Origin of the sequence: Mucilaginibacter sp., from assembly GCF_041663085.1 — a bacterium.
Taxonomy (GTDB): Bacteria; Bacteroidota; Bacteroidia; order Sphingobacteriales; family Sphingobacteriaceae; genus Mucilaginibacter.
In genome coordinates, this window is the sequence record NZ_JBAZRC010000131.1 from 1 (window position 1) to 14,389 (window position 14,389).

Consider the following 14,389-nt stretch of genomic DNA (forward strand, 5'->3'; position numbering starts at 1 on the left):
CAGGTCGCCATCATTATCCAGATCCACGGCTAACGAACCTGCCGAGATAGACGGATCGCGCATATCATTACCTGCCGATACATCACTAAACTTTAGCTGAGCATCGCCATGGTAAAGGTAATTGTGTACATTGCCATCGGGCATCAGGTTAATTTTTTCCTTATCGAAAAAGCGGCTGGTCTTAAAATCTTTTATCACGTTAGGGTCGCCCAGGTATTTCAGGTAATCCATATCGTTAAGGCGTTTTTTGATACCGTTTGAAAAAAACATGTCCTTGCGGCCATCCATGTCAAAATCCTGCACCAGCGGCGACCATGTCCAGTCTGTTGCCGAAACGCCTGAATACAAACTGATATCCACAAATTTTTTACCGTTGCCTACATTTAATTGCAGGCTATTTTTTGAGTACTGGTAATAATAGCCCGCATTTACCTCCTGGTTATAAATATCAAGCGGTTCATCATTTATGGTTGATTTTAGCGCCTTCATTTCTTCAGGCAGCATATCGGTACTGATCACATCCAGGTGCCCGTCTTTATTTACATCGGTGATGGTGTTCCCCATAGAGAATAAACTGGTATGCCCGAAAGCGCTTTTCAACTCTTCCTTAAACGTACCGTTGCGTTGGTTCAGGTAATAGTAATCCTGCTCAAAAAAGTCGTTGCTTACGTAAATATCATCCCAGCCATCGTTGTTTAAGTCGCCAACACTTACACCAAGGCCATAGCCTATTGGCGCCGAATAAATACCCGAATTGGCGGTTACATCAACAAATTTGTTGTTATCGTTCCTGAACAGGTGGTCGCCTGCATCATGGCTGGTTTTAAACCGCAGGGTAGAGTCGCCATAGGTATCGTTGCTGTGTACCGATGAGGTTAGCAGGAACATATCCAGGTCGCCATCTTTATCATAATCTAAAAAAGATGCCTGGGTGGAGAAGCCCGCAAAATCTAACCCGTATTTGGCTGCCGATTCTGTAAACGTCAGATCGCCGTTATTGATATACAGCTGATTTTTACCTTTAAAGCCCTTGTAATTAGATACCACACAAACGTATATATCCTTGTAACCATCGCCATTTATATCAACAACCGTTACCCCGGTTTTCCAGTTGCCGGTACCGGCAACGCCTGCTTTGGCGGTAATATCTTCAAATTTAAGACCGCCTTTATTGAGGTAAAGTTTATTAGGCCCCTGGTTTGATACAAAGTAGATATCTTCCAGCCCGTCGTTATTAAAATCGGCCGATGCCACCCCTGCCCCGTTATAGAAGTACAAATAATCTAATATATTAACCGAATCTGAAACCACGTTTTTGTTTACAAAATTGATACGGGTCTCATCGGCAGATAGCAGCTTAAAAATACCATCGCCACGTTTTTTTGTATGGCATGACATGTACATGGCAATACCCGCCAGTATTACACAGCAAAAAAATATAATTTGTTTGTATGGCTTAGCTTTGGGCTTAACTGGTTTAGCTTTTGGCATATTGTGCTTAACGTAATTTATAAGCTTTAAGCTTATCGTCGTTTATTCCGAATAAATAGTATTTCTCTCCCTGGCTGTTTTTCATCGTTAAAGAAGAGCGTACCTGCCCGTTAAGTTTAATACCACTTTTGGCTGGCGAAATATAAACAAATCCGTTTTTAGTGTACTTATAAATTTGCCCATAACTTGCATCTAAGCGGCCAACCTCGGGCTTAAAGCCGTAAAAATTACCACCAAGTATAATGGATGGTGTACCGCTGTTATCAATATCATCGCACAAAATGGTGCCTACGTTTGATAGTTGCGCTTTGTAAGGCAATGGGTTACATGTAAATTCACCCTTACCATTATTTATAAATACCGCCGAAGCCAGGTAGTTCATTTCATGCTCTTCGGCACCTTCTAACATTTTATCGGTAAAAACTTCGTTGAAGGGTTTACCTGCGTAATCTTTATATTTTAGGTATTGCTTTTTGAGGACAGGCATCTGCCCCACCAGATCGGGCTTCATATGAAACACGTAGGCCGTGCCCTGCCTGTAAATAGATGTTACGCATTCTTTGGTACCGTTACCATCAAAATCTTTCACGTAAATTTTCATCGGTTCGGCAGCGGATGCTTTAAATTTTGAATTAAGGCCCAGGTTACCGGCTATTATATCCAGTTTACCATCATTATTAATATCGGCAATTTGCAGGCTGCCCCACCATCCTCTGTAGTTATCCAGCTGCTTATCCAGTGTAAACACCCCTTTATTGTTCTTGTATATTTTTATACCCATCCAGTTACCTGCTATTACCAGGTCGGGGTAACCGTTATTATCAATATCAGCCCATTGCGCTGCCGTAACCATTCCCGGTTTTACATCGGCGCCAAATACCTGTTTGCTTACATCGGTAAAGTTGCCCTTACCATCGTTATGCAATACGTATGAGTTTGGCGATGCACCATAAGTACCGGGCACACTGCGCCCGCCAATAAACAGGTCAAGGTGGCCGTCTTTATCATAATCGCAGGCGGTTATTACTGATGCGTTTACTGCTACCTGTATAGCCTTTTGCGCGTTACGATGCAGGTTACCTTTCCCGTCGTTTTCATAAAAGCGCGGGTAGTATATGTTTGTGCCGGCCTCGTCTGCATTGCCGCCTACGCCTATTATCAGGTCTTCGTCGCCGTCGCCGTCAAAATCGCCAAATACAGCCCCGGCATTTTCCAGATAGCTTTGTTTAGCCAGGTCATCTGGTATGTACTGTTTAAACCTGCCGCTTTTTTGCTGTACATATATCGCCGCAGGGCTATCCTTTGATGCGCCGAAATAAAAATCGGTCAACCCATCTTTATTGATATCACCTTTTGCCATATAAGGGTTTTCGGTTGATAGCATTTGCAGCATTAGGCGCTCGTTATCAAAGTCAATAAAACCGTCTTCAGTATGTTTGGGCACCGAATCAAACAGGGTTTTCTCTGCTTCTACAAACAAAGTTTTTACCAGTGGTTTTGCAAAGTTATATTGCAATCTTGCATCGGCAATTTTGTAGGTATAAACCTTGTTGGGTTGTACATTTTTAGCAAGCTGGTATTTGCCGCCCGGCCATATTACCATTACAGAATCTATCTGTTTTACTTTACCCAAGCCTATTGTAATAAGGTTTGGCGGCGTGCTGCTTTCAAAACCACGTGTTGGCTGGTGGTATTGCAGTATCTCGGAGTTTTTTGAGAAAACCTTTATGGTAGCGCCAATACCGAAGCGGTTAAGCCCTTCGCCCTGCAGCTTTAGCTGGATGTAATTATTGTGCAGTTTCTCTGCATTGTTTTTATAGATGAACAGTGGCATGTTCACATTATTTACCACAAGGTCGTTATCTCCATCACCATCCAGATCGCCATAGGCCGCACCGTTACTGAACGATAGCTGATCCAGCCCATATTCATGCGCGTTGTTGGTAAAGGTAAGGTTGCCGTTGTTTTTAAACGCATAGCTGCTAACCGGCGTTGATACCATTTTATCGGCAAAGTTTTTATAGTCGAATTTCTTCTTCTCGGCAATCTTATCCATGTTCTCGCGGTTGCCTAAAAATTCGATGTAATCCTGGTCGGTAAGGTCTTTATATATTCCGTTAGATACGAATATGTCTTTCCAGCCATCGTTGTCCATATCAAAGAATAATGCGCCCCAGCTCCAGTCTGTAGCGCTAACACCTGCATTAAACGCAATTTCAGAGAAGGTGCCGTCGCCGTTATTTAGTTGCAGGCAATTTTGCATAAACTGATTGTAGTAACCATCGTGCTGCTTAAGCTTGATCACATCGAACGACTCGAACGAGGTTATCTGTTTCATGCGTTTATCGCTCTCGGGCAACATCTCAGTTGTGAAGATATCCAGGTTACCGTCGTTATTGATATCAGCAATATCCGAACCCATCGATGCCAGGCTCAGGTGTCCGGCTTCCGACTGGATATCTTCTTTAAACCTTCCGTTATGCTGGTTGATGTAAAGGTAGTCGCGTTCAAAAAAATCGTTAGATACGTAAATATCCGGGTAACCGTCATTATTAATATCAGCTACTGATACGCCTAACCCAAAGCCAATATCGCTCGAGAAGATCCCGGCCTCTTTAGTAATATTAGTAAAATACCCGCCATCGTTACGGTATAATCGCGCTCCGCCCAATGGGTCGAACACCGCACGAAGGTTTTGGTTAAAATCAAACGAGCCAATGGGCCTGAAGGAGTTGTTGAGTATAAAACAATCCAGGTCTCCGTCGTTATCCATATCAAAAAAAATCGACTGTGTAGACAGGCCGTTATCTACAAGCCCATACCTTTCGGCTTCCTCTTTAAAAGTACCATCATGCTGGTTTATAAAAAGCTCATTCCCCTTTTTATCAATGATATTACCACTATGGCAAATATAAATATCAAGCCAGCCATCGCCGTTAATATCAACCATGGTAACGCCTGTGCTCCAGTATTTGGTTCCTTTTACTCCTGCTTTGTCAGTTACGTCATCAAACTTCCAATTCCCTTTATTGAGGTATAATTTATTGCCGCCCTGGTTTGATGTGAGGTAAATATCATTCAACCCATCGTTATTCACATCGCCAATGGCAACGCCACCGCCATTATAGTAATTACGAAAAGTAAATACGTTGGTTTGGTTTTTATCAACCAGTTGATTGATAAAGTTCACGCCCAAATCATCATTGGATTGTAGTGAAAAAAGAGGGTTTTTCACATCGCTTTTATGACAGGATGACAAAGCAATAAAAACAACGATCAGGGAGAAAAGGGTGCTTTTTTTTAACATCACGAAGGTTACAAAAAACAAACGTAGCGAATTACTTCGCTACGTTTAAAAAATCAAATCAAATATAACTAATTGTAAACTGGTATCAATTAATAACCTGGGTTTTGTTTCAGGTTAGGGTTAGTATCAACCGCACGTTGTGGTATGGGGTAAATAGTGCGTGTTTTGTCGGTAGTAGCAGGGCGCTGATCAACCGGATCGTTAAATTTACCAAAACGGATCTGGTCATTCCTTCTCCAGCCTTCCCAGTACAACTCACGGCCACGCTCAGCAAGCATGTCTGCTTCGGTAACAGTTGCCAATGCCGTAGCGCCACGAGGCGTACGGATAGAGTTAACAAGGCCTAAAACTGTTTCGCCTTTAGGATCTGTACCACCACGCATAATTGCTTCAGCTTTCATTAAAACAACATCTGCATAACGCAAAATAACATAGTCATTATCCTCACCACTATCAGTTACAGTACCATCAGCATTTGGATGTGGGAAATATTTAAATACCCTGATACCTTGTGCCTCTGTTGAAAAGTTAAGATTAACCTCTTCTGTAAAAATAAGTGGTTTACCGCTACGTTGTGTTAAAGCCTTGCCTTTAGGGCCGTATTGCTGGCCAACAGCAAAACCTGCCCTTAAGCCAACTACATCAGTTAAGCCCGGGTAAGCAACACCACGGCGCTCATCATTTGCATCAAAAGATTTATAAAAATCGGCAAGAGTTGTAAAGCCATTCCAACCATCAGGTGTTTGGTTATAGTGCAAGCCCATTTTCCAACGGTTCTTAGCTGATCCGTTTACCAATGCAACGGTATTGTATATACCAAAAATGTTACCGTGAGATTCTGTTGAGTTATCCCATGCAAAATCCTGGAAGTATTTACCGGTTGGTTCAAGGGCGAAACCCTCTGCTTCAATTTTATTGGCATACTCTATAACCTTATCCATATCTGCTTTTGCAAATGTGAAAGGGCCACCTACTGTAGAAGCGGTATATACGGCTTTGTTCAAATAAACTTTAGCTAATAACGCCTGTGCTGCAGCTTTGCTTGCTTTACCAATATTGGGGGCAGTACCTAAGTTAGCTTCAGCAAATTCAAGATCTTTGATGATGAATGCTGTTGCATCGGCACGGTTGTACACAATTGGGATAGAAGAGTTTGGCGCTTTAGGATCACGGTACGGAGCCTGGCCGTACAAGTCAACCACCTGGAACATAAAGTAAGCGCGTAAAAAGCTTGCTTCTGCCTTTATCTGGTTGTCTGTAGCCCTGTCTATAACCTGGCTTGCACGGAAAACACCGATGTTTAACTGATCCCAGGTATCATTAACCTGGTTATGTGATGGCGTCCAGGTATGGGTATGTAATTTACGCCATGTACCAAAATCTCCCCAGTCAGTACCACGGGTTGGGCCCATCATCTCATCGGTTGAGTGCTCTTGCAAAGCATAGGTGTTTGCCTGATCTGTTTGACCAAACAACTGTGAATATACCCCATTAAGGTCTGATGAAGAAGAAGCTCCCCCCTCATCTACCGTTTTTGAACCGTAAACGGTTTCGTTTAATTTTTGACAACCAGCAGTGGCTAAAATAACTAAACTGCAAATTGCTATCCTTACTGTTATTTTTTTCATACTAAATATTTTATTAGAAACTTGCATTTAAACCTAAAGTGAATGTACGTGCGCTTGGATAAGCGGTGTAATCTATACCTCTTGAAGGAACACCGTTTCTTTCTTTGTTTGTATTAATTTCAGGGTCAAGGCCGCTGTAATTTGTGATCAGGAATATATTTTGGCCTGTTACTGATACGCGCAGCGATTTGATAGCATTATTCTTAAGCGGAATAGTGTAACCGATGCTTGCATTTTGTAACCTTAAGAAATCACCTTTCTCTAAGAACCTGGTTGATACCTCACCAGAGTTAAGCGGGTTCTCGTTAGTTTCAGCTATTGCTTTAGTTACGTTACGACCGCTTACAAGGTTGCCTTTGTAAAAGAATGCGTTTGCTGTATTGTTATAAATATAGAAACCGGTGTTAGCATTCAGGAAGAAATTCAGTGTCCAGTTTTTGTAGCTAAAGTTGTTGGTTAAACCTGCCAGGAAGGTTGGAAGCGGGCTGCCCTGTGGCGAAGCCGCGTCAATACCTTGTGGGTATATACCAAAACCGTTTGCATCTAAACCGGTGTAGTTTGGCAAGTTAAAGGTATACAGCGGGTATCCGTTACCGAAGAACTGAGAGTAAGCACCAGAAAGGCCCTGACCATCAATATTACCGGTAATTACGTTACGGTTACCAAAGTTCTCAACACGGTTTTTAATAAATGTCATGTTGTAAGATATATCCCAGCTAAAGTCTTTGCTTTGTATTGCGGCAAAGTTTAAACCAACTTCAACACCTGTGTTGCGTACGTTACCAGGCAGGTTAACCCAGTATCTTGGTACTGCAGCAGGTTGTGCCAAATCTTGCAGGAACAACAGATCTTTTTGTGATTTGTTAAAATAATCAATTGTACCTGTTATACGGCCTTTAAGTATAGTAAAATCCAAACCTGCGCCATAAGCTGTTTGTGTTTCCCATTTCAGATCGGGGTTAGCAGCATTAAGCGGTGTGGTTGATGTACCTAAGTAGTTAAGCTGCTGAAGCGCTTTTGAAGCGTATGAAGGATAATCCTGGTTACCGGTTTTACCATAGTTTAACCTTAAACCTAAATCATCAAAAAATCCGCCTTTTGGCATAAAGCTTTCATTGCTTATCTTCCATTTAAAACCAAGTGCCGGGAAGTTAGCATATTGATGGTTTGTACCAAATCTTGATGAACCATCTCTCCTTACTGTACCGGTAAGGATATATTTATCCTGGTAAGAATAGTTAACACGTACAAAGTATGATTGTAGTTTGTAGCTGCTGCTATCTAAACCATTACGGCCGCTAAAATCATACGGCATGTGGTTTTGAAAAGCGTCATAATCTTTCAGGAAAACACCATAACCAGTTTGGTTCCAGCCTAAATTACCACGGCTGAAGTTTTTAAAGGTAGAGTATGAATAACCTACTACCGCGGTTAACGAGCTGTTATCTTTCCACTTTTTATCGTAGTTTAAAGTATGCTCAGTTGTTATGCTGGTCAATTCGTTCCAAACTCTTACAGCACGGCCATGCGTTGTTGCAGAAGGTACTCTAAAGTCACCAATATTGGCCTCATCAGTAAAACCTACAATGGTTGGGTCGTAATAAGTATTTCTGATGCCTCTTGATATATCAGCACCAATATTACCCTTGTATGAAATATCTCCAAACAATTTAACTGTAACCGTTAAGTTATTCAGGAAACGGTTAATGTTGTCAGTATCATCTATCTGGTCTAACAGCGAAACCGGGTTTCTGAAAGTATTACTTTTAGGGAAACCATTTTCATACCCGTTAAGGTTAAAGTACCTGCCTGCATTATCAAATACAGGAATTGTTGGGTTAGTTTGTATAGCAGCACCAATTAATGATCCGTTAAAGCCGGCGTTGTTAGTAATAGGTGCAAACCTGTCTTTTACATTTGAGTATGTTGACTGTAGATCAAATTTCAACCGCTCGTTAAAAAACGTTTGTGCAGCGTTGATACGGGCTGTAAAACGTTTAAGATTTGTATTTTTAACAACACCTTGTTGGTTGTCGTATCCTAATGATGCCCTGTAACTGCCGCCTTTATCATTTGCGCCGCCAAATGCAAGGTTATAGTTTTGTGACACCGCGGTACGTAAAATTTCTTTTTGCCAATCGGTATTGCCACCATAATCAACAGCTGCTGCATCAGCACCTACGCTTGCAACACCTTTAAGAAATTCATCGCGGTTTAAAAGATCATACGTTTTGGCAGCATTTGAGATACTTGTGTTTGCACCAAATTGTATCCCCTGGCCTTTACGGCCTTTACGGGTGGTAATTAATATAACCCCGTTAGCACCACGCGAACCGTATATGGCCGAAGAAGATGCATCTTTTAACACAGATATGTTTTCGATATCTGCAGGGTTAATAAAAGCAAGGGGGTTACGTGCTGATGAACCACCCGCACCGCTATCAAAACCACCTGCTGTACCACCATTGTCCAAAGGCACACCATCCACTACATATAACGGGCTCGAACCCGAACGGATTGAACTGGCACCACGGATATTGATTGTAGCACCCGCACCCGGCTCACCGCTTGACGGAGTTACCGAAACACCGGCAATACGGCCTTGCAACAATTGCTCGGGCGTTGCAATAACACCTTTGTTAAAATCTTTAGGACTTAAAGATGCTACAGAACCTGTTGCATCTTTAACCCTTTGCGAGCCGTAACCAATAACCACAACCTCATTTAACGAGGTACTGGCTGATTCCATGCTTACAGTAAGAGATGCCTGGCCATTCAACTGAACAACCAATGGTTTATAGCCGATGTAAGAAAAGTTTAAGCTTGTTGTACCTGAAGGTACCGAAAGCCTAAACGTACCATCAACATTTGTAAGGGTGCCTATACCTCCCGAAGCCCCTACCGATACACCGATAAGCAACTCTTTGGTTTTGGCGTCTGTTACCTTACCTGTTATAACTTTGTTTTGTGCCAGGGCTGGCTGAACAAAGAAACAGGTTAAAGCAAAAAAACATAATGTGAGTAAGTGTTTAAATTGCATAGTTTGTGGTTTAATTAATAATTGGTTATATAATTTTTAGTACATGGTTTGCTTTTCATCATAAAAAAGTTTCACAGGCAAAAACCGGCAAATCAATTTTTATAGCGTCGTGAGATAATATCGCCCGACAAAAAACTTCAGTAAAATTGGTACAGTTTATATTGGTTTATAATTGTGCTATTTAAAGCTTAGGGCTTAATTTCAATAAGCTTATCACTTATTAAAACATTCTATCCCTATACAAAGATGTGTGTCCTGAGCCTTATTCCCTACTACTTTATATTAATTGTAAAAAAATATAAACTTTATAACAATTAAATAATTGAAAATCAAATAGTTGATTAACAAAAACGATTTAAAAATATAACAATTTTTAACGCTTTTTAAGCCGTTTTTTGCTAAAAAAGTATCTTATATAGTTTTTAAAGTATCACTAATGATACAATTTGAACGGAGTGTTATTCGATTATATCAACAGCCTTAATGTCCATAATACACTGTTCAAATTGTTCGGGGTTTTTTGACTTTGCTTTTACGCGCATTTTGTAAACATAAATGGTGTTTACAGAGTATTCTAAAATTTTGGCGATGGTTTCGTTATCATCTATACCCATACGTATAAGAGCGAAAATACGAAGATCCGTATTCAGTACTTCATCCTCATGCGGCCATATCTGGTCCTTCTCATCAAACTGTGAATTGAATACAGAAATAAAATTGGGAAATATTTTCAGAAAGATATGATCAAAGCTGTAATACAGCGCCTCGCGCTCTTTTTTTATATTTATATTATTAACAATCAACCTGATATCATCATACTTCTTTATCGACAGCTTGGTATCGATAGACATTTTCAGCTTCTCGAGCTTGAGTATATAGCCGGATATGATCTTAAAAAACTGCCCGATATACTCTTCCTTTATATGTGCATCCTCACCTAACTTATGATTGATGTCCTTTAGCTGGATGTTTTGGTCTTCTATAATACGTTCTTTATGCTTAAGCTTACCTAACTGCTTGTATATCATTATTAAAAATAAAATAACCAGCGATGCCAGCGCTGTTATAGCCAGCAGATACTTCAGTATGGTTTGTTTTTCTTCCTCCGAGTGGTTCAACTCTTCGGCGGCTACCAGGGGTAAAATGGCGCCTATTTGTATTTTACGCTGCCTTGCCCCATAAAAATCCGCATCGGCCTTGGCTAATTGTATAAAAGCGTAAGCATCTTTTATATTGCCGTTTTTGTATAACTGCTCGGCAAGGGTAAAAAGCGCTACCGTTTCTTTTGTAGATGATTTAATATCGGCAATGGCCGACTGAATAAGTAAAGGCAGCGCCTTTTCTCTTTTGTTGGCATTTAGATAGGTAATAGCTAACGAACAATTTATCATGGCACGCAAATGCATAGAAATAGGCCGGCCCGAGCTCAATATCTTGCTTAACTCATCATCGCCCGTGGCCGGGTTACCGTCTTGTGCATCCTTTAAACCTGTATAGTGCATCCACTGGGTTGAACCTTTTGGGGTAAGGCTTATGGCCGAATCGATATAGGCATCGCTTGCTTTCATATACACCGGCGATGAATACTTATCATTATTATACTTGGCAAGGTCGCTGTTGCAACGATACATGATAAAGTAATACTCAACCTTCATCGAATCGTTAAGCACCCTGGGATCAACCTTACTCATACTGTCAAAGGTTTCTTTAAACATGCCCGATGATAGCAGGATAAATCCCAGTTTTATCTGGCTGTAGTACGCCCTCGACATGTCGTTCATGGCAACGCTGATGTTCTTAAGCTTATTTACGTATACGTATGCAGAATCGTACTGGTACGATTTATATTCTTCATATAACTTCAAGCAAATATCATACTGCTTTGAATAATCGAGCCGGTTGGCAGCATGTTGCAGCTTTTTCAGATGGGCTATCCTGTCCTGCTTTTCTTCATCATAAATATTTTTCCTGTTTATCTCCGTTTTTAAGGCTGCTAGCAAACTATCAGTACCGGCGCCGATAGCCATGGCTGGGTACGCAAACAGCATCGCGAAAAAAAACCTCAGAAAAAATCTCATATAACTGGTTTACAAAAGGGATTAAAAGTTAATAACTTAAAGCTTTTTAATTAAAAACTTAACTCAAAAATCTTTCAAACGTAATATTAACAATTATCCCCCAAACTTATACCAAAAGGCACATTTTTATAAAAACCCTAATAAAAAAGCCTGCATCTTAACAATAAGATGCAGGCCTGTATATGAATTAAATAAATCTCTTAAAAACTAATAGCTGATACTGAACTGATCGCCGGTGTTTTTAACCAGTACAGCTTTTACCTTCTCGCCCTCTACCGGGTTTGATAAACCTGTTGGATCAAACCGGGAGATAGGTACCATCAACGCCTCAAAGCTGTTCTCGGCTTTGCTTTGCTTGCCGTTCAGCTTAACAACTACGTTATCTCCAAAACCATGTAACAACAGTTTTATATTGGTGAATTTTGATTTTGCCGCCCCTTCCGCCTTTGCAAAACTGATGGTTTTCTTAGCCGGGTCGTACGCGATGGTACGTTTGTAGAAAGCGCCGCCTTCGTAATCAAAGCTTTCGCCATCATCTTCGTAATACACAAACTTGTTATTTACATCACCTTTGTATACGTGTACGTATAGGGTATCGGTTGGTTTTTCGGCCGTGGTTTGTATTTGCGATTGCATTGGGATAATACTGCTCTCTTTTACATAAACCGGCAATTGCGAAATGCCCAGATCAATAGCCACCTTTTGGTTGCCCTGTTGTACCTGGCCATTGTATAGGTTATACCATTTACCTGCAGGGAAATACAGCTTGCCATAATTGGTTACCCCATCAAACGGAAACACCAGGAATGATTTACCAAACATATACTGGTTTTCGTATAAACCATTGTAAACGTTATCATCATGCGTATAATCAATAGTAAGCGAGCGCATAATTGGGCTGCCACTTTGTGTCGATTCATAAAAGCTCGAATATAGGTACGGCAGCAAACGGTAACGCAGGTTAATATAGTTACGGGTTATCTCTAACACCTCTTCGCCGTAAGCCCAGGGCTCTGATGCTTTTGAGTTGATGCCCGAGTGGTTACGCATGTATGGGTTAAACGCGCCAATCTGCATCCACCGGGCGTATAACGATGGCGATGCACCACCGGTAAACCCTCCTACATCCATCCCCGAGAATGGCACGCCGCTTAAACCAAGGCTATTCATCAGCCTGACGCCTAATAGCATGTGGTCGTTCTCGGCACGGTTATCGCCTGTCCAGATAGCTGCGTAGCGTTGTAAGCCTGCATAACCCGAGCGGGTTAAAATGAATGGACGTTTGTTATCTCGCGCGGCTTTATAGCCATCATAGCTGGCGCGGATCATCTCTAAACCATAAGCATTATGGATCTGCATGTGCGATGCGCCCTTACCTTCGTAACTGAACAGGATGTTATCCGGCGCCTTCTGGCCCCAGGTGCTAAACTCATTCATATCGTTCCAGATCCCGCTTACCCCTTCGTTCGCATATTTTTTAAGCTCGGTGCCCCACCATGCGCGGCCTTTTGGGTCGGTAAAATCGGGGAAGTGGCACCAGCCGGGCCAAACCTGGCCGGTGTAGTAGCTACCATCGGGGTATTTGGCAAAAATATCTTCTTTAACACCACGGTCGTAAACGCCGTAGCCTTTCTCAACCTTAATGCCCGGGTCTACTATCAGGGTTACCTTAAAGCCGGTGTTGTTCAACTTTTTGATCATGGCTGCCGGGTCGGGGAAACGGGTGGCATCCCAGCTGAATACCTTGTATTTATCCATGTAGTGGATATCTAAAGTGATACCATCAGCAGGAATTTTCTTTTCCCTTAACGTTTCGGCTATGCGCATTACCTCTGCTTCGGGGTAATAACTGTAGCGGTTTTGCTGGTACCCTAAACTCCACAGTGGTGGCATTTTCATGCGACCGGTAAGCGATGTGTACGAGGTAATGATATCGGCAATGTGCGTATTGTAGATGAAATAATAATTCATTTCGCCGCCTTTGGCACCGAATGATGAGAACCTGTTGTTACTGGCGCCGAAGTTAAAATCACTTTGCCAGGTGTTATCAAAGAAGATCCCGTACTGCACATTGTGGTGTACACCTATGTAAAACGGGATGGTAGAATAAATAGGATCCTGCCCGGTGGTATACGCATAGGTATCGCTGTTCCAGTGCGTATATGCATTGCCCTTTCTATCCAGCGGGCCAGTTTTTTCGCCCAAACCTATAAAATGCTCGTTATCCTGCATATGTTTATAGGTGGTCACAGATTCGTTAACCCATGAGGTAGTCAAGCCCGCCTCATCCTGGTTGATCACCTCGCCTGCCGGAGTAGTAAATGTTACCTGGTAAGGATTTTTGCGGATACTTACCTTTAACGAATCGGTTGTAAGGTTTATCTCATCAGTGGTTTGAATAATGTTAACCTTGGTTTTAACCGGCTCGCTCACTACCGCGTACGAAAAATCGGCAGCAAGCTTTTGCTTATCCATACGCACCCGTATAATGCTGGGGCTGTACACCGTTACTTTTACAAAGGCGTTTTCGGTGGTGATATCAACTTCCTGGTTATTTATGGTTACAGCAGTTACCTTGCCAACCTGTTTTACGGGGCTTTGGGCAAATACGAGTTGCGCGCAGGCCGTAAATAGTACAGCAAGGGCAATGCAGCGGTTTAGTTTCATGTTAATTAATGTACTGGTTTAGCAATGGTTTATTAAACAGTTTAGGGCTGTTTAACACAGGCAGCCTATTGGCATACTGCCGCCGATTATTTGCTGAAATTAGAACAGATTTATGGCATGGCGTATACAATATCAATCGAGCAGATTTTTTTATAAAGCAAAAACCCGCTAATTATTA

The 14,389-nt window shown here is 41.7% G+C and carries 6 protein-coding genes; all 6 read right to left on the bottom strand.

Annotation, left to right across the window (positions count from 1 at the left end):
* Positions 1-1,491 (bottom strand): FG-GAP repeat domain-containing protein (locus WC615_RS18640; protein ID WP_372979575.1); only part of this gene is annotated, 1,491 nt, incomplete at its 3' end.
* Positions 1,492-1,498: 7 nt separating this feature from the next.
* The gene (locus WC615_RS18645) at positions 1,499-4,726 is read right to left on the bottom strand and encodes a VCBS repeat-containing protein (RefSeq protein WP_372979576.1); all 3,228 of its coding nucleotides are present in this window, start codon (positions 4,724-4,726) and stop codon (positions 1,499-1,501) included.
* 161 nt (positions 4,727-4,887) lie between these two features.
* Positions 4,888-6,426, bottom strand: coding sequence for a RagB/SusD family nutrient uptake outer membrane protein (locus WC615_RS18650; RefSeq protein ID WP_372979577.1), 1,539 nt, complete (start codon positions 6,424-6,426; stop codon positions 4,888-4,890).
* A gap of 13 nt (positions 6,427-6,439) precedes the next feature.
* Positions 6,440-9,466, bottom strand: coding sequence for a SusC/RagA family TonB-linked outer membrane protein (locus WC615_RS18655; RefSeq protein ID WP_372979578.1), 3,027 nt, complete (start codon positions 9,464-9,466; stop codon positions 6,440-6,442).
* Between the two features lie 458 nt (positions 9,467-9,924).
* On the bottom strand, positions 9,925-11,544 hold the full coding sequence (locus WC615_RS18660) for a DUF6377 domain-containing protein (RefSeq protein ID WP_372979579.1): 1,620 nt from the start codon (positions 11,542-11,544) through the stop codon (positions 9,925-9,927).
* A 207-nt stretch (positions 11,545-11,751) separates the two neighbouring features.
* The gene (locus tag WC615_RS18665; protein ID WP_372979580.1) at positions 11,752-14,211 is read right to left on the bottom strand and encodes a glycoside hydrolase family 31 protein; all 2,460 of its coding nucleotides are present in this window, start codon (positions 14,209-14,211) and stop codon (positions 11,752-11,754) included.
* Positions 14,212-14,389 lie beyond the last annotated feature (178 nt).

Coding starts and splice junctions, on each gene's coding strand:
- WC615_RS18650 (WP_372979577.1), bottom strand. CDS start 6,426: ATGAAAAAAATAACAGTAAGGATAGCAATTTGCAGTTTAGTTATTTTA.
- WC615_RS18655 (WP_372979578.1), bottom strand. CDS start 9,466: ATGCAATTTAAACACTTACTCACATTATGTTTTTTTGCTTTAACCTGT.
- WC615_RS18660 (WP_372979579.1), bottom strand. CDS start 11,544: ATGAGATTTTTTCTGAGGTTTTTTTTCGCGATGCTGTTTGCGTACCCA.
- WC615_RS18665 (WP_372979580.1), bottom strand. CDS start 14,211: ATGAAACTAAACCGCTGCATTGCCCTTGCTGTACTATTTACGGCCTGC.